The sequence below is a fragment of the Micromonospora sp. NPDC048040 genome (assembly GCF_055587185.1).
The window spans coordinates 236,475-260,538 of sequence record NZ_JBVJGT010000003.1 but is presented as its reverse complement, the minus strand read 5'-3'; the positions used below and the strand labels follow the sequence as shown (position 1 = coordinate 260,538).

At 73.8% G+C, this 24,064-nt stretch carries 24 protein-coding genes and 1 pseudogene; 10 read left to right on the top strand and 15 right to left on the bottom strand.

Annotation, left to right across the window (positions count from 1 at the left end; translation table 11 throughout):
- Window positions 1–62: 62 nt before the first annotated feature.
- Window positions 63–1,676, bottom strand: a complete 1,614-nt coding sequence (locus ACZ6O2_RS05750) for a glycosyl hydrolase family 18 protein (RefSeq protein ID WP_350712131.1) — start codon at window positions 1,674–1,676, stop codon at window positions 63–65.
- A gap of 165 nt (window positions 1,677–1,841) precedes the next feature.
- Here ACZ6O2_RS05750 and ACZ6O2_RS05745 point away from each other — a divergent pair, with 165 nt between their 5' ends.
- Window positions 1,842–2,336: a glutathione peroxidase gene (locus tag ACZ6O2_RS05745; protein WP_350712132.1), complete on the top strand. Its 495-nt coding sequence runs from the start codon at window positions 1,842–1,844 to the stop codon at window positions 2,334–2,336.
- Between the two features lie 203 nt (window positions 2,337–2,539).
- The gene (locus ACZ6O2_RS05740; protein WP_350712133.1) at window positions 2,540–3,214 is read left to right on the top strand and encodes an NADPH-dependent F420 reductase; all 675 of its coding nucleotides are present in this window, start codon (window positions 2,540–2,542) and stop codon (window positions 3,212–3,214) included.
- Between the two features lie 55 nt (window positions 3,215–3,269).
- Here the strand turns inward: ACZ6O2_RS05740 and ACZ6O2_RS05735 are convergent, their stop codons facing one another.
- On the bottom strand, window positions 3,270–3,398 hold the full coding sequence (locus ACZ6O2_RS05735; protein ID WP_466022127.1) for a hypothetical protein: 129 nt from the start codon (window positions 3,396–3,398) through the stop codon (window positions 3,270–3,272).
- Between the two features lie 58 nt (window positions 3,399–3,456).
- The gene (locus ACZ6O2_RS05730; RefSeq protein WP_350708046.1) at window positions 3,457–3,807 is read right to left on the bottom strand and encodes a DUF2203 domain-containing protein; all 351 of its coding nucleotides are present in this window, start codon (window positions 3,805–3,807) and stop codon (window positions 3,457–3,459) included.
- A gap of 147 nt (window positions 3,808–3,954) precedes the next feature.
- Here ACZ6O2_RS05730 and ACZ6O2_RS05725 point away from each other — a divergent pair, with 147 nt between their 5' ends.
- Together ACZ6O2_RS05725 and ACZ6O2_RS05720 are read left to right on the top strand one after the other, a co-directional pair.
- Window positions 3,955–5,247: an exo-beta-N-acetylmuramidase NamZ family protein gene (locus ACZ6O2_RS05725; protein ID WP_350708009.1), complete on the top strand. Its 1,293-nt coding sequence runs from the start codon at window positions 3,955–3,957 to the stop codon at window positions 5,245–5,247.
- A 244-nt stretch (window positions 5,248–5,491) separates the two neighbouring features.
- Window positions 5,492–6,088, top strand: coding sequence for a flavoprotein (locus tag ACZ6O2_RS05720; RefSeq protein ID WP_350708007.1), 597 nt, complete (start codon window positions 5,492–5,494; stop codon window positions 6,086–6,088).
- A 66-nt stretch (window positions 6,089–6,154) separates the two neighbouring features.
- Here ACZ6O2_RS05720 and ACZ6O2_RS05715 read toward each other — a convergent pair whose 3' ends face one another.
- A complete protein-coding gene (locus tag ACZ6O2_RS05715; protein ID WP_466022126.1) occupies window positions 6,155–6,958 on the bottom strand; it encodes a helix-turn-helix transcriptional regulator in 804 nt (267 codons plus the stop codon).
- 59 nt (window positions 6,959–7,017) lie between these two features.
- Window positions 7,018–7,086 (bottom strand): annotated as a pseudogene (locus ACZ6O2_RS05710) (hypothetical protein); the annotation flags it as partial.
- Window positions 7,087–7,174: 88 nt separating this feature from the next.
- On the opposite strand from ACZ6O2_RS05710, the gene ACZ6O2_RS05705 reads away from it, so the two are divergent.
- Together ACZ6O2_RS05705 and ACZ6O2_RS05700 are read left to right on the top strand one after the other, a co-directional pair.
- Entirely contained in the window at window positions 7,175–7,759 is a 585-nt protein-coding gene (locus tag ACZ6O2_RS05705; protein WP_466022125.1) for a DinB family protein, read from the top strand.
- Window position 7,760: 1 nt separating this feature from the next.
- Entirely contained in the window at window positions 7,761–8,198 is a 438-nt protein-coding gene (locus tag ACZ6O2_RS05700) for a VOC family protein (protein ID WP_466022124.1), read from the top strand.
- A 128-nt stretch (window positions 8,199–8,326) separates the two neighbouring features.
- Here the strand turns inward: ACZ6O2_RS05700 and proC are convergent, their stop codons facing one another.
- From proC to ACZ6O2_RS05680, 4 genes are all read right to left on the bottom strand, one after another.
- Window positions 8,327–9,145 carry a pyrroline-5-carboxylate reductase gene (gene proC / locus ACZ6O2_RS05695; RefSeq protein WP_466022123.1) on the bottom strand — a complete coding sequence of 273 codons (819 nt, stop codon included), beginning with the start codon at window positions 9,143–9,145 and terminating at the stop codon, window positions 8,327–8,329.
- A gap of 73 nt (window positions 9,146–9,218) precedes the next feature.
- Window positions 9,219–10,247, bottom strand: coding sequence for a 6-phosphofructokinase (locus ACZ6O2_RS05690; protein WP_350708044.1), 1,029 nt, complete (start codon window positions 10,245–10,247; stop codon window positions 9,219–9,221).
- A 177-nt stretch (window positions 10,248–10,424) separates the two neighbouring features.
- Window positions 10,425–10,928, bottom strand: a complete 504-nt coding sequence (locus ACZ6O2_RS05685) for a pyridoxamine 5'-phosphate oxidase family protein (RefSeq protein WP_466022122.1) — start codon at window positions 10,926–10,928, stop codon at window positions 10,425–10,427.
- Window positions 10,929–10,992: 64 nt separating this feature from the next.
- Window positions 10,993–11,487, bottom strand: a complete 495-nt coding sequence (locus ACZ6O2_RS05680) for a polyadenylate-specific 3'-exoribonuclease AS (protein ID WP_350708042.1) — start codon at window positions 11,485–11,487, stop codon at window positions 10,993–10,995.
- A gap of 384 nt (window positions 11,488–11,871) precedes the next feature.
- On the opposite strand from ACZ6O2_RS05680, the gene ACZ6O2_RS05675 reads away from it, so the two are divergent.
- Window positions 11,872–12,564, top strand: a complete 693-nt coding sequence (locus ACZ6O2_RS05675) for a Crp/Fnr family transcriptional regulator (protein ID WP_350707996.1) — start codon at window positions 11,872–11,874, stop codon at window positions 12,562–12,564.
- A 93-nt stretch (window positions 12,565–12,657) separates the two neighbouring features.
- On the opposite strand, the gene ACZ6O2_RS05670 is transcribed toward ACZ6O2_RS05675, so the two are convergent.
- Window positions 12,658–12,873 carry a hypothetical protein gene (locus ACZ6O2_RS05670; protein WP_091104720.1) on the bottom strand — a complete coding sequence of 72 codons (216 nt, stop codon included), beginning with the start codon at window positions 12,871–12,873 and terminating at the stop codon, window positions 12,658–12,660.
- 165 nt (window positions 12,874–13,038) lie between these two features.
- Between ACZ6O2_RS05670 and ACZ6O2_RS05665 the strand changes: the two genes are divergently transcribed.
- Window positions 13,039–16,590 (top strand): ATP-binding protein, encoded by a 3,552-nt coding sequence (locus ACZ6O2_RS05665; protein WP_466022121.1) that lies wholly within the window; start codon window positions 13,039–13,041, stop codon window positions 16,588–16,590.
- A gap of 25 nt (window positions 16,591–16,615) precedes the next feature.
- Here ACZ6O2_RS05665 and ACZ6O2_RS05660 read toward each other — a convergent pair whose 3' ends face one another.
- The gene (locus ACZ6O2_RS05660; protein WP_350707992.1) at window positions 16,616–17,323 is read right to left on the bottom strand and encodes a lysophospholipid acyltransferase family protein; all 708 of its coding nucleotides are present in this window, start codon (window positions 17,321–17,323) and stop codon (window positions 16,616–16,618) included.
- A 257-nt stretch (window positions 17,324–17,580) separates the two neighbouring features.
- On the opposite strand from ACZ6O2_RS05660, the gene ACZ6O2_RS05655 reads away from it, so the two are divergent.
- Window positions 17,581–18,426, top strand: a complete 846-nt coding sequence (locus ACZ6O2_RS05655; protein ID WP_466022120.1) for a DUF308 domain-containing protein — start codon at window positions 17,581–17,583, stop codon at window positions 18,424–18,426.
- Between the two features lie 179 nt (window positions 18,427–18,605).
- On the top strand, window positions 18,606–20,024 hold the full coding sequence (locus ACZ6O2_RS05650; protein WP_350707989.1) for an alpha,alpha-trehalose-phosphate synthase (UDP-forming): 1,419 nt from the start codon (window positions 18,606–18,608) through the stop codon (window positions 20,022–20,024).
- A 22-nt stretch (window positions 20,025–20,046) separates the two neighbouring features.
- Here ACZ6O2_RS05650 and ACZ6O2_RS05645 read toward each other — a convergent pair whose 3' ends face one another.
- From ACZ6O2_RS05645 to ACZ6O2_RS05630, 4 genes are all read right to left on the bottom strand, one after another.
- A complete protein-coding gene (locus ACZ6O2_RS05645) occupies window positions 20,047–20,883 on the bottom strand; it encodes an alpha/beta hydrolase (RefSeq protein ID WP_466022119.1) in 837 nt (278 codons plus the stop codon).
- Complete coding sequence (locus tag ACZ6O2_RS05640) at window positions 20,880–22,289, bottom strand: flavin-containing monooxygenase (RefSeq protein WP_466022118.1); 1,410 nt, start codon at window positions 22,287–22,289, stop codon at window positions 20,880–20,882. Before ACZ6O2_RS05640 ends, ACZ6O2_RS05645 begins: the two co-directional genes overlap by 4 nt.
- 92 nt (window positions 22,290–22,381) lie before the next feature.
- The gene (locus tag ACZ6O2_RS05635; RefSeq protein WP_466022117.1) at window positions 22,382–23,089 is read right to left on the bottom strand and encodes an endonuclease/exonuclease/phosphatase family protein; all 708 of its coding nucleotides are present in this window, start codon (window positions 23,087–23,089) and stop codon (window positions 22,382–22,384) included.
- 8 nt (window positions 23,090–23,097) lie between these two features.
- Window positions 23,098–24,045: an ROK family glucokinase gene (locus ACZ6O2_RS05630; protein ID WP_350707981.1), complete on the bottom strand. Its 948-nt coding sequence runs from the start codon at window positions 24,043–24,045 to the stop codon at window positions 23,098–23,100.
- Window positions 24,046–24,064: the final 19 nt, after the last annotated feature.

The window sequence follows — 24,064 nt, the reverse complement described above, 5'->3', positions numbered from 1 at the left end:
GGGCGGGGAGGGACCGGTGCGTGGTCCCTCCCCGCCGGGTGGGTGGTGCGTCGGCCTGCGGCCTAGCCGAGACCGCCCTTGATGGCGCCGATCAGCTCGCCGTTGCCGGTGTCGCCGGAGAGCTCCCAGAAGAACGCGCCACCGAGGCCCTGGTTCTTCGCGTACGTCATCTTGCCGTTGATGGTCGACGGGGTGTCGTAGCTCCACCAGTTGCTGCCGCACTTGGCGTACGCGGTGCCGCCGACGGTGCCCGTCGCCGGGCAGCTGTTCCTGAGCACCTTGTAGTCCTCGATGCCCTGCTCGTAGGTGCCCGGGGCGGGCCCGGTGGCGCTGCCGCCCGGAGCCGCCTGGGTCACCCCGGTCCAGCCCCGGCCGTAGAAGCCGATGCCGAGCAGCAGCTTGTTGGACGGGATGCCCTTGCTCTTGAGCTTCTGGACGGCCGCGTCGGACCAGAAGCCCTGCTGCGGGATGCCGGGGTAGGAGTAGAGCGGGGAGTGCGGGGCCGTGGGACCCTGGGCCGCCCACGCGCCGAAGAAGTCGTACGTCATCGGCATGATCCAGTTCAGGTGCGGTGCGGCGCCGGCGTAGTCGGTGGCGTCGATCTTGCCGCCGTTGCTGCCGTCCGCCGTGATCGCGGCGGTGACCAGCGCCGCCGAGCCGAACCTGGTACGCACTGCGCTGACCACGTTCTTGAAGGCGTTCGGGCCACTGCTGTCACAGGTGAGACCACAGGCGTTCGGGTACTCCCAGTCGATGTCGATGCCGTCGAAGACGTCCGCCCAGCGCGGGTCCTCGACCAGGTTGTAGCAGGACTCCGCGAAGGCGGCCGGGTTCTGCGCGGCCTGGGTGAAGCCGCCGGACCAGGTCCAGCCGCCGAAGGACCAGATCACCTTGAGGTTCGGGTACATCTTCTTGAGCTTGCGCAGCTGGTTGAAGCTGCCGCGCAGCGGCTGGTCCCAGGTGTCGGCGACGCCGTCGACGCTGTCCGCCGCGGTGTACGCCTTCTCGTAGTCGGCGTAGCTGTCGCCGATCGTGCAGCGGCCGCCGGTGGTGTTGCCGAAGGCGTACAGGATGTGGGTCAGCTTGGCGGCCGAGCCGCTGGTGTGGATGTTCTTGACGTGGTAGTTGCGGGCGTAGACGCCCCACTGCGCGAAGTAGCCGACGACCTTCTTGCCGCCCGGGTCCGGCGGCGGAGTGGTGGGTGGCGGGGTGGTCGGCGGCGGAGTGGTGGGCGGCGTCGTGGTCGGCGGCACGGTGGTGGGCGGCGGGGTGCTGCCGCCACCGCACGCCACGCCGTTGATCGTGCAGTTCAGCGGCGCCTTGTACGCGCCGGTGCCGTTGTAGCCCCAGCTGAAGGTGGCACCCGGCGCGAGCGGGCCGGCCCAGCTCTTCTTGACCGCGACGTAGTGGTCACCGGTGCGCGTGACGTCGGCGTCCCAGGAGCTGCTGATGCTGGTGCCCGACGGCAGGTCGAACTCGATGCGCCAGGTGCTGACCGAGGCGCTCGACCCGTTGGTGATGGTCACCCGCGTCTCGTGACCGGTCCCCCAGTCCTGCGCCTTGGCGAACGCGGCGGTCACGCTGCCGTCGCCGAACGCGCTGGCCATCGGGACCGTGGCGGCCGTCACCGCCATGACGGCGCCGACCCAGAGGGCCCGGCGGAGCGATCTCTTCATGTGGCGTCTCCCTAAACAGTTAGGAAACTTTCCAAAATGATGCTGCGACGCTACTCACGTCGTCATCACTTCGTCAAGATGTACATGTATCGATTTCCACTGGGAGCGTGGTCGGCTCCGCCCGACCCCCGCGGCGCGCCCGGCGGCAACGCGTAACCTCGGCCCATGACCGTCTTCGACACCCACATCGACGCCCTGACCGGCGGCCCGGCGAACCTCGCGCAGCACCGCGGACGCGCGCTGCTGGTGGTCAACGTCGCCTCCCGCTGCGGCCTCACCCCGCAGTACGCCGGCCTCCAGGCGCTGCACGACGAGTACGCCGACCGCGGCCTGGTGGTGCTCGGCGTGCCCTGCAACCAGTTCGCCGGCCAGGAGCCGGGCACGGCCGAGGAGATCAGCGACTTCTGCCAGGTCAACTACGGGGTGACCTTCCCGCTGACCGAGAAGGTCGACGTCAACGGCCCCGACCGCCACCCCCTCTACGCCGCGCTGGTGGGCACCGCCGACGCCGAGGGGCACACGGGCGACGTGCGGTGGAACTTCGAGAAGTTCCTGGTCGCGCCGGACGGCACGGTCGCGGCCCGGTTCGCGCCGACCGTCCAGCCCGACGCGGCCGAGCTGCGCGCCGCGATCGAGAAGGTGCTGCCCCCGGCGGCCTGACCACCACCCGGCGCCGGCTCGGCTCCCCCGTGGACGGAACGGTGCCGCTACGCGTCCGCCGGACCACGGTCGGCGGTACGTTGGCGTACGGGCCACCCATCGCCGCCGCCGGCCGCGCCCCCTGCCGCCAGTGCGGCGACGGCGGAAATTGTCGACCGAACCGATAGGGAATACGGCCGCAACGAACGGAGTTGGGGACCGACATGACAACTGTGGGACTGATCGGCAGTGGACACATCGGCGGGACGCTGGCGCGGCTGGCGGTGGCCGCCGGCTACGACGTGGTGCTGAGCAACTCGCGCGGCCCGGAGACCCTCAAGGACCTCGTCGACGAGCTGGGCGCGCGCGCCCGGGCGGCCACCCCGGCGGAGGCGGCGGAGGCCGGCGACCTGGTGGTCGTCACCATCCCGCTCAAGGCGTACCGGGACGTGCCGGTCGAGCCGCTGGCCGGCAAGGTCGTGCTGGACACCAACAACTACTACCCGGAGCGGGACGGCGCCTTCCCCGAGCTCGACGCCGGCTCGGTCACCAGCAGCGAGCTGCTGCAGCGGCACCTGCCGCGGTCGCGGGTGGTCAAGGTCTTCAACAACATCTTCTTCAGGCACCTGCACGCGCTGGCCCGGCCCGCCGGCGCCGCCGACCGCAGCGCGTTGCCGGTCGGCGGCGACGACGCGGGCGCGAAGGCCGACGCCACGGCCTTCCTCGACCGGATCGGCTACGACGCCGTCGACGCCGGGACGCTCGCCGAGAGTTGGCGCTACCAGCCGGACACGCCGGCGTACGGGACCATCTACTCGGCCGACCCGGCGAACTGGGAGCGCGAGGCACCGGCCGACGCCGCCACGGTGCGCGCCGCCCTGGCCGCCGCCACCCGCTGAGCACGCTGCGGCAGTAGACGGACGCCGACCGGCACCGACCAGCGGGCGGTGCCGGTCAGCGGGGCCGGGTGGGGGCGCCGAGCACGCGGAGCAGGCTGGTGCGGAGCGCCGCCGTCGCGTCCGCCTCGGACATCCGGCCGGCGTCGGCCTCCTCGCTCGCGGCGTGGCCCAGCTTGACGACCACCGCGACGAACCAGTCGGCCGGGAGCCGGGGTGGTGAACCTGGCCGTTGCGCCGCCGGGTCAGACCGGGCGGCGGCCGGCGAAGCCGCACTCGACGCGGTGGTACCAGCGCACGTCGGTGTCTCCCTCCAGCCAGCACCAGAGCACCGGCCGGCCGTCCCGCTCGCCGGGGAAGTCGAGCAGCACCGGCGCGATGCCCTTGACCTGGATGTCGTGGGAGTGCAGCTCCTCGACGAGGGCGTGCAGCCGGGCCTCCAGCCCCTTGGCCTCGGCCCGTCCGCCGAGCGGGCTGGCGCCCCGGTCGGCCAGGTCGGCGCGCAGTTCGGCCAGGTCGGCCCGCAGCCGGATCAGCTCGTCGACGCGCGGGCGCAGCGTGGCGATGAGGTGACGGGCCTGGGCGAGGGTGAACACCGGGCCAGTATGGAGCACCACGTCCGGGCGGCCGGCCGGGACGCCGCGGGACCGCGCGGTCCCCACCGCCTCCCTCCATGTAGCTAACCTTCCTTGACGGGGCATCAATGCGTAGCTAAGTTTCGACGCAACCGACGGGAGGTCGACATGGAGCGCAGGAAGTTCCTGGCCGGTGCGGGTGCGGTGACCGCGGGCGCGGTCGCGGCGGCGGCCCCGGGCACGCCCGGCAACGCGGTGCCCGGCATCCGCCGCGTGGAGACCGGCCTCGACGTCCTCGTCGGGTCCGACTTCGCGGACCTCGCCGGCCAGCGGGTCGGCGTGATCTCCAACCCCACCGGGGTGGACGCGTCCTACCGCCACCTGGTCGACCTGATGCACGCCTCGGACGCGGTGCGGCTGGCCGCGGCGTTCGGCCCCGAGCACGGCTTCCGCGGCTCGGCACAGGCCGGCGGCAGCGAGGGCACCGGCGTCGACGCCCGCACCGGGATCACCGTCTACGACGCGTACGGGGCCTCCCAGGCCAAGTGGGAGACCATGTTCACCGAGGCCGGCGTCGACACCGTCGTCTTCGACATCCAGGACGTGGGCGTCCGCTTCTACACGTACATCTGGACGATGTACACCTCGATGGTGGCCGCCGCCCGCGTCGGCAAGCGGTACGTCGTGCTGGACCGGCCGAACCCGGTCGGCGGCCGGGCCTACGGGCCGATGATGACGCCCGCCTACACCTCCGGCGTGGGTCTGAAGGAGATCGTCCAGCAGCACGGGATGACCGTGGGCGAGCTGGCCGGGTTCTTCAACGCGGAGTTCCTGCCCGCCGCGGCGGGGCGGCCCGTCGACCTCCACGTGGTCCGGTGCCGGCACTGGAAGCGCGACAAACTGGCCGCCGACATCGACCTGCCCTGGGTGATGCCCAGCCCGAACATGCCGACCCCGGACACCGCGCTGGTCTATCCCGGCACCGGTCTGTTCGAGGGCGTCGCCTCGCTCACCGAGGGCCGGGGCACCTGCAAGCCGTTCGAGCTGATCGGCGGCCTGGCCGGCGACTTCGACTACCACTGGTCCGACCGGCTCAACGCGCGCGACCTGCCCGGCGTCGAGTTCCGCGAGGCGTACTTCACGCCGACGGCGGCCGGGCAGAAGCCGGCGCTGCTCAACAAGCTCTGCGCCGGGGTGGAGGTGAAGGTCGTCGACCGGGCGACGTACGACCCGATCCGGACGGCGGTCGCGATGCTGGTGGAGGCACGCAAGTACCCGGCGTTCGCGTGGCGGAGCGACTCGTGGGACGCCGTGCGACCGTACTGGGTGGACAAGCTGACCGGATCGCCGCGGCTGCGCACGATGATCGACGCGGGCGCCGACGTGGCCGACGTGGTCGGCGCCTGGGCCGACGAGCTGGCCCAGTTCGACCGGCGGCGGGCGCCCCACCTGCTCTACTAGGGACGTCCGGCTGACCCGACGCTCAGCTGTTCGGCGGCCCGCCGCCGCCGGTCCGGCCGGTTCACCGGAAACGGGCTCACGTCGGTGACCGGCTCGATACTCTCGGCTCTCGGGATCCCCCACGGACATCCGGAGCCACTCGATCGGCGAGATCGCCGGTGACGCAGGCGATCGACGTCCCGCCGCACGACCGGCGGCATCTCGCCACGACTGGCGCGGGACACGTCACGCCGATAGGAGCGTCATGCCCGGGAAGTCACGATCGCCTGTCCTGCACCTCGTGGTCTGCGGCGCCGAGCCCGCCGCCGGACTCGCCCCGTTCGTCGCGGCCTGCCAGGAGCTGAGCTGGGAGGTCCACGTCATCGCCGCCCCGGACGCGACAGCCGCGATCGACCGGGCCGCACTCGCCGACCTCACCCGCCACCCGGTCCACGAGGAGGAGCAGCCGGAGACGCTGTACCCGCTGCCGCCGGCCGACGCCTACGCGGTCGCGCCGGCCAGCTTCGACCTGGTCAACAAGTGGGCGTACGGCCTCAACGACAACTTGGCCCTGCGGCTGCTCAACGAGGCGACCGCCGTCGGCCTGCCGGTCCTCGTCGTGCCCGCCCCGGAACCGACGCTCGCCCGGCACCCCGCCTTCCTGGAGAGCCTGGCGCGGCTGCGGCACTGGGGCGTGACGGTCACCGAGCCCGCCGAGGCGGCCGACGAGGTCGGCGACCCCTTCCCGTGGCACGCCGCCGAGCAGGTGGTCTCCGCCTGGACGCGGTTCGCCCGGGTCCCCGCGCAGGCCGGCGCGGGCCGGGCGCACCGCGCCGACGACCTGGCGCTGCGCTCCGGCTGATCCACCACGGACCGTGGGGTGGGTGCCGACGCCCTCCGCCCACAGGAAAGGCCGTCAACCCCGGCGTCAGCCGGTCCCGGCCATCGCGGTGAGGCGGCGGGCGAGCACGGCGACGGCCTCCCGCAGCTCCGGCGGCTCCAGCACCTCCGCCTCGAAGCCCAGCCGGGCCACGTGCACGGCGAGCCAGTCCAGGTTCTCCCCGCCGACGACGAGCACGCACCACCCGTCGCGATCGTCCTCGACGCGCCCCACCTGGGGCGGCACCAGCTCCCGCACCCGGTCGGGCCGGGCGTGCACCCGCACCCGGGCGAGATACCGGTACGGCGCCTCGGTCACGGAGCGCTGGACGTAGGCGACCGGGTCCGGATGCTCCCTCGCCCGGAAGCGCCAGGTCGTCGCCACCACCTCGCGCATCCGGTCCAGCCGGAAGGTGCGCCAGTCGTCGCGGTCGACGTCCCGGGCCATCAGGTACCAGCGGCGGCCGGTGGTGACCATCCGCACCGGCTCGACCGTGCGCTCGCGCTCCCCGCCGTCGCGGCCGGCGTAGCGGAACCGCACCCGCACCGCGTCGCGGCAGGCCCGCGCGAGCGTCAGCAGCAGCTCCGCGTCGATCTCGACCCCGGGGCCGACCAGGGTCTCGGTGGCACCGTGCACCGCCCGCACCTCGGCGCGCAGCCGGGGTGGCATCACCTGGTCGAGCTTCGCGAGCGCCCGCAGTGCCGCCTCGCCCGCCCCGGCGACCGTGCCACCCGACGCCAGTCGGAGGGACACCGCCGTCGCGATCGCCTCCTCGTCGTCGAGGAGCAGCGGCGGCAGCCGGGTGCCCGCCCCGAGCTGGTAGCCGCCGCCGACGCCCGCCGTCGCGTGCACGGGTAGCCGACCGCGCGCAGCCGCTCCACGTCGCGGCGCACCGAGCGGTCGGTGACCCCCAGTTCGGCGGCGAGCTCGGCGGCCGTCCAGGACGGCCGGCGCTGCAGCAACGCCAGCAACCGCAGCACCCGCTCGGTCGTCGCCTCGACGGTCACGCGTTCATCGTTCCACAGATCGCGGAACGATCCTGTCCGCTATCTACGGGAGGCTGGCACCATGACCGACCAGACCTGGAATTTCCTGCTCCGAGATCAGCTCTCCTGGCACTGGACCCGCCAGCTACGCGGTCGTCTCGACGGACTCACCGATGACGAGTACTTCTGGGAGCCGGCGCCCGGCTGCTGGAGCGTGCGCCCACGCGGGACCGGCGCCGCCCCGGTGCAGGCCGGGTCCGGCGCGATGACCATCGACTTCGCGGTGCCGCAGCCCGATCCGCCACCGGTCACGACGATCGCCTGGCGACTCGGGCACGTGATCGTCGGCGTGCTCGCGGCGCGCAACGCCGCGCACTTCGGTCACGCGCCCACCGACTACCAGTCGTTCGAGTACGCCGCGACCGCGAAGGCGGCGCTCGCCCAGCTCGACGCGGAGTACGCCACCTGGCTGGCCGGGGTCGAGTCCCTCGGCGAAACCGGCCTCGCCCGCCCGTGCGGGGAGGCCGAGGGGCCGTACGCCGAGCGTCCCCTGGCAGCGCTGGTGCTGCACATCAACCGCGAGCTGATCCACCATCTGGCCGAGGTGTGCCTGCTCCGCGACCTCTACCCGCACAATGACCAGCAGACCCGACGGGAGGCGAGCTGAGATGGCCCGCGACGTTCAGATCACCTTCGACTGCGCCGACCCAGCCAAGTTGGCGGCGTTCTGGGCCGAGGCCCTCGGCTACCGGTTGCAGGACCCACCCGCGGGCTTCGCATCATGGGAGCAGGCCCTCGACGCGATGGGCGTGCCGCCCGAGCGCCGCAACGACGCCTCGGCGCTGGTCGACCCCGAGGGATCCCGGCCGCGGCTGTTCTTCCAACGGGTGCCGGAGGGCAAGCAGGCCAAGAACCGCGTACACCTCGATGTGCGGGCCGCCCCCGGGCTCCAGGGCGACGCGCGGATGGCGGCCCTGGAGGCGGAGGCCGAGCGGCTCGTCTCCCACGGCGCCACCCGGCTCCAGCGCCACGAGCCCGCTCCCCCGCTCGGCGCCGGTCACATCGTGATGGCAGACCCCGAGGGCAACGAGTTCTGCCTCGACTGACCGGCCGCGCGGCGGGCCGGCGCGACATCGCGCGCTCCGGACCGCGTCGATCCGTCCGTGCCGGTCGTAGCGACCACCGGGCGGCAGGCGTGTCGGAGTCCCGACCCGCGAGGTCGGACTCCGACGGGTCAGTCGGCCTGGGCGGCCAGTTCCCGGGCCCGGTCCCGGGCGGCCTCCAGCGCGGCGAGCAGCGCCGCGCGTACGCCGTGCTTCTCCAGCTCGCGTACGGCGGAGATGGTGGTGCCGGCCGGCGAGGTGACCGCCTCGCGCAGCTTCACCGGGTGCTCGCCGGAGTCGCGCAGCATCACCGCGGAGCCGATCGCGGTCTGCACGATCAGCTCGTGCGCGACCTGCCGGGGCAGGCCGAGCAGGATGCCCGCGTCGATCATCGCCTCGACCAGGAGGTAGAAGTACGCCGGCCCGGAGCCGGACAGCGCGGTCACCGCGTCCTGCTGCGACTCGGGCACCCGGATGGTCGAGCCGAGCGGCTTGAACATCTCCTCGGCCAGCGCGAGGTGCGTCCCGGTGGCGTGCGCGCCGGCGGAGATCGCGGTCATCGCCTGGTCGACCAGGGCGGGGGTGTTGGTCATCACCCGCACCACGGGGGTGCCGTCGGGCAGCCGCCGGTTGAAGAAGCTGGTGGGCAGGCCGGCGCAGAGCGAGATCACGAGCTTGTCGGCGGGCACCTTCGGCCCGATCTCCTCCAGCAGCGCCGCCGCGTCCTGCGGCTTGACCGAGACGGCGAGCACCTCGGCCTCGTCCACCGCGGCCAGGTTGTCGACCACCCGTACGCCGTAGCGGGCGGTCAGTTCCTCGGCGCGGGCGGGCCGGCGGGCGGTGGCCAGCAGCCGGTCCACCGGCCATCCGGAGCGCAGCAGCCCGGAGAGCATCAGCTCACCGATCTTGCCTGCCCCGATCACCGCGACCGTGTGCACCCCGGACGACATCGCGGGCGTACCCCCTCCTGTCGTGGTCGACGGCGCGGCGGACCTGCGGCCCGCCGCGCCGTCGACACCTCGATCAGCTGCCGAAGAAGACCTCGGCCTCGGCGTACCGCTCCAGCGGCACGGTCTTCAGCTCGCGGGTGGCCTCGGCGAGCGGAACGCGGACGATGTCCGTGCTCTGCATGGCGACCATCTTGCCCCAGTCGCCCTCGTGCGCGGCGTCGATGGCGTGCAGGCCGAGCCGGGTGGCGAGCACCCGGTCGAAGGCGGTCGGGGTGCCGCCGCGCTGGATGTGCCCGAGCACGACTGTGCGGGCCTCCTTGCCGGTCTTGGCCTCCAGCTGCTCGGCGAGCCACTGGCCGATGCCGCCGAGGCGGACGTGACCGAACGCGTCGAGCTCCTGGTTGTGCAGCACCATCTGGCCCTCCAGCGGGTGCGCGCCCTCGGCGACCACCACGATCGGGGCGTACTGGTGCTGGAAGCGCTTCTCGACGTAGCCGGCGACCTGGTCGACGTCGAACTGCCGCTCGGGCAGCAGGATCACGTTGGCGCCGCCGGCCAGGCCGGCGTGCAGGGCGATCCAGCCGGCGTGCCGGCCCATCACCTCGACCACGAGGGTGCGGTGGTGGCTCTCGGCGGTGGTGTGCAGCCGGTCGATGGCCTCCATCGCGATGTTGACCGCGGTGTCGAAGCCGAAGGTGTAGTCGGTGGCGCCGAGGTCGTTGTCGATCGTCTTCGGCACACCGATCACGTGGACGCCGAGCTCGTGCAGCTTGGTGGCCACGCCGAGGGTGTCCTCACCGCCGATCGCGATGAGCGCGTCGACGCCCTGCGCGGCGAGGTTGTCCTTGATCCGCTCGACGCCGTTCTCGATCTTGAACGGGTTCGTCCGGGACGAACCGAGGATGGTGCCGCCGCGCGGCAGGATGCCGCGGACCTCCGCGATGCCCAGCGGGCGGGACAGGCCCTCCAGGGGGCCCTTCCAGCCGTCCCGGAAACCCACGAACTCGTGGCCGTAGCTGGCGACGCCCTTGCGGACCACCGCCCGGATGACCGCGTTGAGACCTGGGCAGTCGCCGCCGCCGGTGAGCACGCCGATACGCATGATCTGCTCATCCTCCTGGAGCATCAGGTGAAGCCCGATTTGCCCCAGGATATGTGTCGGATCAGACCATCGGCGCCGTTGCCGGCCCGGGGCGGGCCGTCAGTGCGCACTGTAGTCGGCGCGGGTGTACGTCGGCACCGCGCCCCGGGCCGTCCCACCCGCCGGTCGGCCTACCGGTCAGTAGCTGACCTCGCGGTTCTCCCCCGCCTTCGGCGGCTTCCCGGTCACCGCCGCCCTGGCGTAGCCGAACAGGTTGACCACCGTGCCGGACGGCGAGTCCCAGTACTCCGCGGAGCCGGCGTGCACCTTGATCAGCGTGAGCCCGGGGGTGTCCAGCCCGTCCGGGAACCAGGCCCTGAGCAGGGGGTTCCACAACTGCTCCGCCCTGGCCCGGTCGTAGCCCTCCCGCGCGGTGCCGGAGATCGAGACCCAGGCGCCGCGCTTCGAGTCGGAGAACGCGACGTTGACCTCCGGGTTGACCCGGATCTGCCGCACCTTGGCGGAGTCGGCGTACGCGAAGAACCACAGGTCCCCGTCGAACGCCGCCTCCTGCAGGCCCATCGGCCGGCTCACCATGCGGCCGTCCACGGCGATCGTCGTCAGCATGCAGATCCGGGCCTCCCGGACCAACTCCGTGACCCGGCGTCGGACGTCGGCGGCGCTGCTCGGTCGGTTGCTCATGGGACCACTCCCTCGCATCGGCTCGACGTCGCACCGGTGCCCGGGACAGAACCGACCAAACCTACTAACCGGTCATCGCGCGCCAGCGCGCCAGGTTGTGCCGGGCGTCGACCAGCGCGTCGTGCCGGGCCGACGCGGCGTCCGGCAGCGTCGGCCGGCCCCGGTCGTCCCAGAGCTGGCGCAGCTCCTTGGTGAACCGGGGGATCTCCCGGGGCAGCGCCGGCATCGCCCCCCACAGCTGCGCGAGGACCACGTGGTCGTACGCGGCGTACCAGGCCCAGAGCTCCAACTGCTCGCCCGGCCGGTCCCTGACCGGCTCGACGAGGAAGTCGTACAGCTCGTCGCGGATGCGCTCCCGCGACCGCCAGGCGCGGTCCGCCGGCGACGGCAGCTTGTCGAGCACGTTGCGGCGCACCCAGGGCACGGCCCGCGAGTCGTCGAACTCGGTCGACACGGCGTAGAACTCGCGGCCGTACTCGTCGACGACGCCGATCGACACCAGGTCGACGATGCGGCCGTCCTCGATGAACTCGCAGTCGTAGAAGTAGCGGTAGACCATCACCGCCATCCTCGCCCACGCCGGCCCCGTGCCGGCGACCGGGGTTGCCGCGCCCGGCCGGCCGGCGGCACCGGGCCCGCCGGCCGGCGGGCGCGAGGGTGGTCCCGCCCCCCGCGTCCGCCGACCGTGGTCACCGGTGCGACCGGATCCGCCCCCGCCCCCCGGCGGTCCGCCCGGGAACCGGATCCGGCTCCCACGATGCCGGTCGTCGCAGCTCGGGAGTGTCACGGAAGTGATTTGAGGGGTGTACAGCAAGCGACAGGACAGTCATGATCTGATGTGTACCGCTACCGGACGCCGAACCGGTGTCAGTTCACCTCGTCGAGGGCCTTCAGGTTCACCCGGTGAGCGAGTTGTGGTCCTGGACCGGGGAGGGGTTGGGCCGTGGAGATGCGCCTGCCGGAGCCGGGTGACGCGCTCACGGGTGTGGAGATGTTCGCCGGGCTCGAGCCGGAGGTCCGGCAACGGGTCATCGCGGCGGCGGTCCCCCGGACGTACCGCAAGGGTCAGTTGCTGTTCGTGGAGAACGACCCCGGCGAGTCGCTGATCGTGCTGCGCCGGGGCGCGGTGGCGGTCTTCCGCACCGCGCCGACCGGCGAACGCGCGGTGCTGTCGGTCATCCGCCCGCCCGACGTGCTGGGCGAGGTCTCCCTGCTCGACGCGTCCACCCGCTCGGCCTCGGCCGAGGCGATCGAGGACTGCGCGGCGCTCGCGCTGTCCCGGGGCGCGTTCATGGAGCTGGTGCACTCCAACCCGCGCATCCTCGACGCGGTGATGCGCTCGCTGGGCGGGCTGATCCGCCGGCTCACCGAGCAGAACGCCGACCACGTCTTCCTGGACCTGCCCGGCCGGGTGGCCAAGACGCTGGTGCGGCTGGCCGGCGAGAGCCAGGCCCCGATGATCACGATCGAGCTCAACCAGAGCCAGCTCGCCGAGATGGCCGGCGGCTCCCGGCAGAGCGTCAACCAGGCGATCGGGTCGTTCGCCAACCGCGGCTGGCTGCGCACCGAGGGCCGCCGGATCGTGGTCACCGACGTCGCGGCGCTGCGCCGCCGCGCCGGCATGAACGACCGCTGAGGCGTACGCGCCCCGCTCGCCGCACCGCCCCGTCAACCGCGCGGAAAAGGGGCCGGAGCGGCTGCTCCGGCCCCTTCTCACGGGTGCGAGGCGTCAGGGCGTGGCGCTGCCCGGCCCGACCCAGTTGGTCGTGCTGCCCGGCCCGACCCACTCCGTGCCGTCCTTGCTGCCGCCGCCGGACTGCTCGCTGACGATGCCCTGCGCCTGGAGCGTCGCCAGCGTGGCGGCGTCCACGTCGACGGAGTCCCCGGCGAGGTGGCTCACCCCGTTGCTGTCGGTCCAGTCGCTCTGCAGCATCACGTACACCATCGGGCGTCCCCCTGTGGTCGTTGTTCGACAAATCAGCCGCCTGACTGTAGCCGCACGACCGGCCGGTGGACTGTCCACAAGCCAACAGCCCGGTACCCGACAGCTGGGGCCTGTGGTGATACTGGCACCGGATCGGCGCCGACCCCGGCGCCGGCGGGACCGCCAGTGGAGGGTGTCATCGCCACGCAGTGTGACCGCTGTGGACGCACGGCCGCCGCCGGCGACCGCTTCTGCGGCGGCTGCGGCAACGAGCTCGGCGCGGTGTGTCCGCACTGCCTCCGCCCGCTCGCCCGGGACGTGGCGTTCTGCACCTCCTGCGGCGCGCCCCGGCCCGGCACCGACCGGCGGGCGGCGGCCACGCAGGAGGACCGCCGCCGGGTCAGCGTGCTCTTCGTCGACCTGATCGACTTCACCCCGTACGTCGAGCGGGCCGACCCGGAGCTGGTCCGCGGCATGCAGACGGGGTTCTTCTCGGCCGCCCGCCGGGTCGTCGGCCAGTACGGCGGCGTCGTGGAGAAGTACATCGGCGACGCGGTGATGGCCCTGTTCGGGGCGCCGGTGGCGACCGAGACCGACGCGCTGCGCTGCGTCCGGGCCGGTCTGGAGCTGCAACGGGTGCTGACCCGCTTCACCCCCACCGGTGCGGACGCGCTGCGTTTCCGGGTGGGCGTGGCCACCGGCGAGGCGCTGGTGGACGTGGCCGCCGCCCGCGACGGCGGTCAGGCGATCGTCGCCGGTGACGTGGTCAACACGGCCTCCCGGATGCAGTCCGTCGCGCCGCCCGGCGGGGTGCTGGTCTGCGGCACCACCTACGCGCTCACCCGGGACACCATCCGCTACTCCGAGCAGCCGCCGGTCATGCTGCGTGGGCGGTCGACGACGACCGAGGTGTGGCTGGCCCTCTCCCCCGTGCGCCGGCAGCCGACCGACCGGCAGCCGGACACCACGCCGCTCATCGACCGCGAACACGAGCTGGGGATGCTGGTCAACGCCCTGCACCGGTCGCTGCGCGACCGGCGCCCCCAGGTGGTGACCGTCTTCGGCCGGGCCGGGCTCGGCAAGAGCCGGCTGGTGCGCGAGCTGTACCGGCACGTGGACCGGCTGGTTGACGAGCCGCTGACCTGGCGTACCGGGCGGTGCCCGCCGTTCGGCGAGAACGTGACGTTCGCGGCGCTGGCCGACATCGTCAAGGCCGAGGCCGGCATCCTGGACACCGACCCCGCGTCCACCGCCGCCCAGCGGCTCGCCTCGGCCGTCGGCGAGCTGGTCGGCCCGGGTGAGCGGGAACGCCTCGTGGACGCGCTGCGACCGCTGGTCGGCCTGCCGGGGACCCCGCTGCCGGCCGAGGAGACCGAGTCGGCGTGGCGGCGCTTCCTGCTGGCGCTGGCCGCGCGCCGGCCTACCGTGCTGGTCTTCGAGGACCTGCACTGGGCCGACGACGCCATGCTGCGCTTCGTGGAGCTGCTCGGCGCCGCCGCCCGGGACGTGCCGCTGCTGCTGCTCTGCACCGCCCGGCCGGAGCTGGTCGACCGGGACCCGAGCTGGGCGGGCACGATCACCGGCTCGGTGACCATCACCCTGCCGCCGCTGCGGGACACCGGCATCGCCTCGCTGTACGCCCACATGTTCGGCCAGGCGGCGTTCTCCGCCGACATGCTGACGCCGCTGGTCGAGGTGGCCGGCGGCAACCCGCTCTACGCCCACGAGTACGTGCGGATGCTCATCGAGCAGGGCGCGCTGCGCCAGTCCGGGCGGAGCTGGTCGCTGGAGAAGCACCTCGACCTGCCCATGCCGGAGAGCGTGCACGCCGTCATCGCCAACCGGATCGACCTGCTCGACGCCAACGAACGCACGGTGCTGCTGGCCGCCGCCGTGGTGGGCGTGCAGTTCTGGCCGGGCGCGGTGGCCGCCGCCTTGGGGCAGCCCGTCGAGTCGGTGGAGCGCGCGCTGCGCCGGCTGGAGCAGCGCGACTTCGTGCACGAGCAGGCCGCCTCGACCATGGCGGGGCAGCCGGAGTACCGGTTCCGGCACGTGCTGGTGCGCGACGTGTGCTACCAGCGGCTGCCCCGCACCGAGCGGGTGGCGCGGCACGAGCGCACGGCGGAGTGGCTGGACACGCTGTCACAGAGCCGGGACACCGACCTGGCGGAGGTGCTCGCCCACCACCGCTGGGCGGCGCACGAGATCGCCCGGACGCTGGGCATGGACACCGCCCGGTACGCCGGCACCGCCCGCGCGGCGCTGCACCGGGCGGCCCGGCGGGCGTACGCGCTGCACAGCCTCGACGTGGCGGCGAGCCACGCGGGCCGGGCGCTCGGGCTGGCCGACGAGTCCGACCCGGTCGGCCGCCTCCAGTTGGAGCTGCTCAGCACGGAGATCTCCTTCTACCGGGACGGCAACGCCTTCCTCTCCGGTGGTGGCCCCGAGCAGGTGCAGGCGCTCGCCGAGCGGCTGCTGTCGCACGGCGACGAGGCCTGCGCGGCGCGCGCCTGGACGCTGCTCGGCCAGGCCGCGTGGCTGCGCGCCGACCGGCCCGCCGCGCTGGCCTGCCTGGACCGGGCCGTCCAGCTCTTCGCCCCGCTGCCCGACAGCCCGCAGAAGGCGGACGCCTACGCCGAGCTGGGCCGGCTGCACATGCTCAACTACGAGCGGGACCCGGCGGTGGCCGCGGCCGACCGGGCGGCGGAGATCGGCGAGCGGCTGGGGCTGACCGAGACCCGCACCAACGCCCGGATCACCTCCGCCACCGCCCGCTACCAGGCGGGCGACCGGTCGGGCCTGGACGAGCTGCACTCCATCGTCGAGGTCAGCCGTGCCAGCCAGCTGATCGCCCTGCCCCGCGCCATCCAGAACCTCGCGTACGCCGTCCGGGAGGAGGGCGACTGGCTGCGGTCGGACGCCCTGCTCTCGTCGTCGCCGACGCGCAAGGCCAGCGGGCAGACGCTGACCACGATTTCCTCCGCGGAGGCCATGCAGGCATGGTTCGAGGGCGACTTCGGCCGGCTGCTCACCGCGGCCGAGGCGTTCGTGGACACCCCCACGGGAAGCTGGGACATGCAGGTCCGGGGCCTGCGCTCCTGCCTGCTGGTCCTGCGGGGCGAGCCGGTGCCGCCGGCCCGGTCCCAGGCCGACCCCGCCGCCGACGACGTCGCTGCCGCGCTCGACGCCGCCCGGCGCAGCGGCTTCCACCGGCTGCACTGGACCATGCTGGCGATGGGCGCGCTCTGCCGGGCGTTGCAGGGGCACCGGGACGAGGCGGCGGCGCTGATCGACGAGCTGGCCACCTCCTGGTCGGCGGTGCCCGCCCTGGCCAGCGGCGAGTGGATCGCGGCGGCCGCCTACGCGGCCAGCCTCGCCGGGCGGGACGCCGCGGCCCGGGTGCGCGCGATGCTGGACCGGGTGGGCCACCGTACGCCCTGGTCGGAGGCGGCGCTGCGGACCGTGACCGGGGCGCTGGCCGCCGCGGACGGCGACCACGGGAGGGCCGCCGAGCTGCACCTGGCGGGCGCCGGGATCTACGCCGGCATCCCGGACGTGACCGACCGGATGCTGGCGCTCACCTTCGCGGCCGCGGAGCTGGAGCGGGCCGGCGAGCCGACGGCCGGCCGCCCGGAGCTGGCCGAGCTGCGCGCGTTCGCGCTGCGCAACGGCGCGCCGGGGTTGCTGGACCTGGCCCGCCCGCCGGCGGCCCCCGCCAACCCCGCCCTGGCCTGCTGACCCGCCGCCGCGCGGCGCGTGCGCGTCAGGCGGCGACCGGTTCGCGGGGGCTGGGTTCGGCCGGCTGGGTCTTCAGCTTCTGGGCGTACATGTCGACGTACTCGCGGCCGGAGAGCTCCATCAACTCGTACATGATCTCGTCGGTGACCGCGCGCTCAACGAACCGGTCACCGGTCATGCCGGCGTAACGCGAGAAGTCCAGCGGCGCGCCGAACCGGATCCGCACCCGGGCGATCTTGGGGATCAGCTTGCCGGGCGGCTGGATCTCGTCGGCGTTGAGCATCGCCATCGGGATCACCGGGGCGCCGCTCTCCAGGGCCAACCGGGCCACCCCGGTCTTGCCGCGGTAGAGCCGCCCGTCCGGCGAGCGGGTGCCCTCGGGGTAGATGCCGGCGATGCCGCCGGCGCGCAGCACCTGCAACTGGGTGTCCAGCGCCGCCCTGGCCGCCCGGCCGCCGGAGCGGTCGACGGGGATGGTGCCGGAGCCGACGAAGAACATCTTCGTCAGCCAGCCCTTGATGCCCTTGCCGGTGAAGTATTCGGCTTTGGCGATGAATGTGACTTTTCGCTTGACGATCAACGGCGTGAAGATCGAGTCGGAGAACGACAGGTGGTTGCTGGCGAGGATCACCGGACCCGTGTCGGGCACGTGGTGCAGCCCCTCGACCTGTGGACGGAAGATCAGCCTCAGCCACGGGCCGAGGATGACGTACTTCATCAGCCAGTACAGCACCGGTGTCCTTCTTCTGGAGGGGTCGCGACACCCGCGCCGCCGGGGCGGACCGGGTCGCCGGGCGGGCCCGACGACCCGCGCGGGCGCTCCCGGCGGGCAGGCGACGTCAGGGATGAGCCTACGAACCGGGAGCGGCGCGCCACAACGCACTCCCGGAACCGGGTCCCGACGTGTCACGATTCAAGGCACGGCGCCCGGGGCGGTGCCGAGGGGGCTCAGGCGACCGCGCCGCGGGCGCGTGATGAGGAGGATGTCCGGTGTCAGCGGGTGGGGCCCGCCGGGGACGGCGGGACAACGGGCTCGACGCGAGCGAGTACGCCGTCGCCGGCGACGTGGATCCGCGCGTCGGCGAGCACCTGCTCGACGTCCTCGCCGCCGGCGGGATCGCGGCCTACCTGCAGCCCTCGGCCGACCTGAACCCGGTCACCCGCACCACCACCGTCCCCGCCCGCCCCGTCGACCGGCTCTACGTCGACCGGTCCCACCTGACCACCGCCCGGGACTACCTGACCCAGCTCGCCGACGAGACGGCCACCGAGCGGCCCCGCGACGCGGAGCCGGACATCGACGCCGAGTGGGCCCGGATCGTCGCCGGCTTCCACACCACCCCCGCGCCGGGCGACAACCCGTGGCCCGCCGCGGAGGACGTGGACGACCCGCCGGGGCCCGCCACGGGCCCGGTGGCCCTCGCCGCGCCGGACGAGCCCGCGGGGCCGACCGCCACCGACGTGCGCCGGCTGCCGTACGCCGCGGACGTCTCGGGGATCTCCGTCGGCCCGGGCCGCCAGGACGAGCCCTCGCTGCTGGACGGGCTGGACACCTTCGGCGCGGACCTGCCCGACGGCGACGCGGACGACGAGCGCTACACCCCGCCGCCGCCCCCGCCCCTGCCGCGCTTCTCCAAGTACACGGTGGTCGGCGTCCTGGCGATCGTGGTCGGCTTCGTGCTGTTCCTGTTCCCGTCGATCTTCCCGGTGGCCGACCCCTCGGTCGTCAACCTGTTCGGCTTCACCGGCATCCTCGCCGGCTTCGTCGCGTTGATCTGGCGGCTGCGCCCCGGCGGCGACGAGGACCACGACCCGGACGACGGCGCGGTCGTCTGACCGCCCCGGCCGGCGGGAGCCGCGCCCGCATCCCGGGACGACCGCCGCCCCACGCCGCGGTCGTGACAGTGGTGTAACTTACTGTCAGTAGGAATACCGCTGTCCGTCACTTCCCTCGCCGACTGCCCGGTTGTTCCTCCCTTGCGGCGGTCACTCCTCTGCGGATCGGAATGCCCGACATGCGACAGAGTTCCCTCGTGGTGGTCGCCAACCGCCTGCCCATCGACGACGGCGCGGCCCCGGACGGCGCGTGCGAGTGGCGCCGCAGCCCCGGCGGCCTGGTCAGCGCCCTGCACCCCCTGCTGCGGCACACCCCGGCGACCTGGGTGGGCTGGGCCGGCGGCACGGGGCCGGCGCCCGCCGTGCCCGACGTGGACGGCGTGCGGATGCACACCGTGCCGCTCAGCGGCGACGAGCTACGCGACCACTACGAGGGCTTCGCCAACGCCACCCTGTGGCCGCTCTACCACGACTCGGTGGAGCAACCGGAGCACCACCGGCGCTGGTGGGAGGCGTACCAGCGGGTCAACCAGCGGTTCGCCGAGTCGACCGCCCAGGTGGCCGAGCCCGGCGCGATGGTCTGGGTCCAGGACTACCACCTCCAACTGGTGCCCGGCCTGCTCCGGGCGCTCCGGCCGGACCTGCGGATCGGCTTCTTCCTGCACGTGCCGTTCCCGCCGCCCGAGCTGTTCATGCAGCTCCCCCGCCGCGCCGAGCTGCTGCGCGGCATGCTCGGCGCCGACCTGGTCGGCTTCCAGCGGGCCCAGGCCGCGCACAACTTCGCCCAACTGGTGGCCAAGGTGCTCCAGTTCCCCGCCACCGACCGTCGGATCGCCGTCGACGACCGGGTGGTCCGGATCGGCGCGTTCCCCGTCTCCATCGACACCGTCGAGATGGCCGCGCTCGCCGCCCGGCCCGACGTGGCCGACCGGGCCCGCCGGCTGCGCCACGATCTCGGCAGCCCCGAGCAGGTGATCCTCAGCGTCGACCGGATGGACTACACCAAGGGCATCGAGCAGCGGCTCAAGGCGTACAGCGAGCTGCTCGCCGCCGGGCACGTCAAGGTGCGCGACACCGTGCTGGTGCAGGTGGCGGTGCCGAGCCGGGAACGGGTCGGGCAGTACCAGATCCTCCGCGAGCGGGTGGAGCGCGAGGTCGGGCGGATCAACGGCGAGTTCGGCCGGGTCGGCGAGCCGGCGATCCACTACCTGACCCAGCCGTTCGACCGGGCCGAGCTGGCCGCCCTCTACCGGGTCGCCGACGTGATGGCGGTGACCCCGCTGCGGGACGGGATGAACCTCGTCGCCAAGGAGTACGTGGCCGCCCGGGTCGACGACGCGGGCGCCCTGCTGCTCAGCGAATTCGCCGGCGCCGCCGCCGAGCTGCCGCAGGCGTACCTGGTCAACCCGCACGACCTGGAGGGGCTCAAGCAGGGGCTGCTCTCGGCGCTGCGGGCGAGCCCCGACGACGTCGGCGCGCGGATGCGGGCCATGCGGGCGCACCTGCACCGGCACGACATCCGGGCCTGGGCCCGCTCCTACCTCTCGGCGCTGGACGAGAGCGGCTCGCTGCTCACCCGGCTGGGCGCCGCCGACTGACGCCGGAAGACGGGGCCCGGGGTCAGGGCCGGCTGTCCGGGGCCGGGTCCTTCGCCAGCCAGTCCAGGATCGCGTCGACCGGCTCCCGCCACCGGGCGTCGAGCATCATGTCGTGCCCCATGCCGGGGAAGAGCAGCGGCGCCGAGCCGTACCGCCGGGCCGCCCGGGTCAGCGCCGCCGCCGGGACCACCCGGTCGTCCGGGCTGCCGAGCACCAGCACCGGCGGGTCGCCCACCGCGGGCTCCGCGGCCCGCCCGGTCAGCAGCTGCCACTGGGCCCGTCGGCTCGCCCGCCCCAGCCGGGCCGCGTACCGCCGGGCCTCGGCCTCGGGCAGCTCCCGGCTGAACAGCTGGCGGCGGTGCAGGCGCAGCGGCCCGCCGAACACCGCCGGCAGCGTGCCGAGCGGATTGCGGCGCAGCGCGGCGCCGAACGTCGCCCAGCCGCCGAGCACCGGCGCGACCAGCACGCCGGCCCGGGCCGGGTAGCGGGCCAGCGCGTGCGCGACCACCAGGGCCCCGACGCCGTGCCCCACCAGCACCGCCTGGCGCGGCAGGCCCGCCGCCGCCTGCGCCACGTCGTGGGCGTACGCCCGCAGCGTCGCCTCCGGCGCCGGGCCGCTGCCGCCGTGCCCACGCAGGCTCAGCGCGTACGCCGGGAAGCCCCGGGACGCGGCGTGGCCCAGCCAGTGCTCGGCGAACGCCCACGCGCCGTGCCCGAAGCCCGGCACGAACAGCAGCGGTGGTCGCCCCTCCTCCAGCTCGGGGGCCACGCCGAGCACCTCACGCCGGACCGGGCGGACCGGGCGCGCCCACTCCCGCCCCCGCATGATCCGCACCTGGCGACTCGCTGCTGCACTCATCGGGCACCCTCCAGGTCGCGCAGGGCGCGCTGGACGGCGCGCAGGTAGTCGGCGTGGCCGACCTCGAACCAGTGCCGGCTGCTGTCCTTGACGGGCCCCGCGTAGCGCTCCCCCGCCTTCGCCGTCACCCGGGCGGCGAAGGCCGCCGCCCGGTCGGGACGGGTCAGTCGCAGCCGCAGCAGCCGGGCGAAGAGCACCGTCTGCCAGTGCGACAGCGGGAAGACACCCGAGTCCGGCTGCACCAGCCCGGCGACGGCGAGCGTGGGATGGCCGGGGGCGAAGGCGTTGAGCCAGAGCGTGGGCCGGCCCGTCCCCGCGTCGTCGCCGAGCACCTTGGGGTCGAGGAACTCGAAGCGCGGCAGGTAGCCGGTGGCGAAGACGACCAGGTCCGGGTCGATCTCCCGGCCGTCGGACAGCTCCACGGCGTACGGGTGGAAGCGGGCGACGTCCGGCACCGGGGAGATCCCGCCGTGGCCCACGTAGTAGACGAGCTGGCTGTTGGCGATCGGGTGCGTCTCGTACACCCGGTGGTCGGGCTTCGGCAGGCCGAACCGGGTCAGGTCGCCCACGGTCAGCCGCAGCGTCCAGTGGTAGAGCCACTGCCGCACCCGCAGCGGCACCCGCAGCGCCAGCAGCGCGTCGTTGACCTGGTCCGCCGGGCGGCCGAGGACGTACTTCGGGGCGTACCAGTAGCCACGGCGGGTGGAGTGCCAGCAGCGCGACGCCTGCTGGGCGGCCTCGACGGCGATGTCGCAGCCGGTGTTGCCGGCGCCGACCACGAGCACCCGCTTGCCGCGCAGCTGCGCCGGGTCCTTGTAGGACGAGGCGTGCACGACCTCGCCCCGGAACTCCGCCAACCCCTCGTAGCGGGGCAGCTTCGGCGACCAGTTGTGCCCGTTGGCGACCACCACCGCCGCGTAGCGGGAGGTGCGCTCCGGGCCGTAGCCGCCCGTGCTGCGGGTGGTCACGTCCCAACGGTCCCCCTCGGCCGGCTCCACCCGGACGACCTCGGTGCCGAACCAGACGTGCGCCCGCAGGTCGAAGTGGTCGGCGTACCGCTCCAGATACGACAGGAGCTGGCTGTGGTGCGGGTAGTCGGGCCAGTCGTCGGGCATCGGGAAGTCGGGGAACTGGGTGAACGGCCGGGACGAGATCAGGTGCGTGCTCGCGTACACCGGGCTGCGGTCGTGCCGCCAGTTCCAGGCCCCGCCGACGCCGGTCTCCCGCTCGTAGCAGTCGACGCCGAACCCGTGCTCCTTCAGGTTCTTGACGGCGACGAGCCCGCTGGCCCCCGCGCCGATGACGCAGACGGTGTCGCCCCGGTCGGAGACCGGCCGACCGTCGCGGGTCAGGGCGAGCGTGCTCGCCTCCGGATCGGGCCGGCCGTGATCGGTGGAGGTGGACACCGGGATCTCCTTTTGTGCGGCACGAGGGCCGGGGTCGCGCAGCATCCTCTCCACAACGGAGCGGGATGTCCAGCCCCGGGCGCGGACGACGGTCAGCCCGCCCCGGGCAGCAGCAGGTCGACGAGGACCGGGAAGTGGTCGCTGGCCCGGCGGGTCTGCGGGGTGTCGACCACGTCGTAGTCGACCACCGTGACGCGCGGGTCGACGAAGAGGGCGTCGATCCGCCGCCGGGGGCTCGCGCACGAGTAGGTGAGCCGGTCGGCCCGGTCCATCGCCACGGCGGCGTCGGTCAGCCCGCCCGCCACGGCGGCCCACGCCGGCCCGTCCGGCCCCTCGTTCAGGTCGGCCGCGGCGATCACCGGCGTGGTGGCGGCGTCGAGGTCGCGTTTGAACAGCGCGGCCTGCCCGGGCCGCTCGGCCGGGTCGGTGGACAGGTGCGAGCCGGCCACGGTGAACCGGGCGCCACCGGCGACCACGCACTCGGCGTACGCGGCGCCGCGCAGGTGCCGGCCCGGAGTGAGCGGGAAGCGTCGGCACCGGGTGTCCAGCACCCGCACCCGCAGGCTGGTCAGCAGCAGGTTGCCCAGCGCGGGCAGCCCGCCGGCGGCCACCACCAGGCCGAACGACTCGGCCAACGCGGCCGACTTCTGCCGCCACCGGAACCGGCGCGGCCCCTCCTGCACGACCACCACGTCCGGCCGGGCGGCGCGGACCACCGCCGCCAACGCGGCCGTGTCGTCCCGCTGACCGTGGATGTTGTACGACACGACACGCAGCGGCACGCCCGGGCTCTGCGTCACGGCCCGCCTCAGATCCGGCGGGCCAGGTCGGCGGCGCCGATGACACCGGCGGTGTTGCCCAGCTCGGCCGGGCGGATCTCGGCCACCGGAAGCCGGCTGCGCTGGGCGAGCGCCTCGGTGAACGACCGGCGGGTCGGGCCGAGCAGCAGGTCACCGGCGTCGATCACGCCGCCGCCGACGACGAGGACCTGCGGGTCGAGGATCTGCGCCATGTCGGCGAGGCTGGTGCCGAGCCAGCGCCCGACCTGCGCGAACGCCTCCGTGGCGACCGGGTCGCCGCCCTGCGCCGCGGCGGTCACCATGCGCCCGGTGATCGCCTCGGCGTCGCCGCCGGACAGCTCCAGCAGGGCCACGGCGCGGTGCGGCTCCTGCCGGGCGGCCGCGCGGGCGAACCGCACCAGGGCGCTGCCGCTCGCGTACTGCTCGATGCAGCCGAGCCGGCCGCAGCCGCACTGGTGGCCGTCCGGCACGGTGAGCATGTGGCCCAGCTCGGCGGCGATGCCGTTGGCGCCGCGCAGCAGTTCCCCGCCGAGCACGATGCCGCCGCCGACGCCGGTGCCGATGGTGAACATGACCATCGAGTCGTCGGCGTCCCGGGCCGCGCCGTGGCGGAACTCCGCCCAGGCCGCGACGTTGGCGTCGTTCTCCACGATCACCGGCAGGCCGGTCGCGGCGCTGACGTAGTCCCGCAGCGGCTCGTCGCGCCAGGCGAGGTTCGGGGCGAACAGCACGGTGGAACGGCCGGCGTCGATCCAGCCTGCCGCGCCGATGCCGACCGCCTCGATCGACCGCCCGACGGCCAACTCGGTGACCAGTTCGATGATGACGTCCCGGGTCTTGGCGACGTCGTCGGCGGGGGTGTCCCGTCGGGCCTGCACGAGGACCGTGCCGGCGGCGTCCACGACACCACCGGCCACCTTCGTGCCACCGACGTCGACTCCGATGGTCAGCGTCACCGCTGCCACTCCCCTCTGC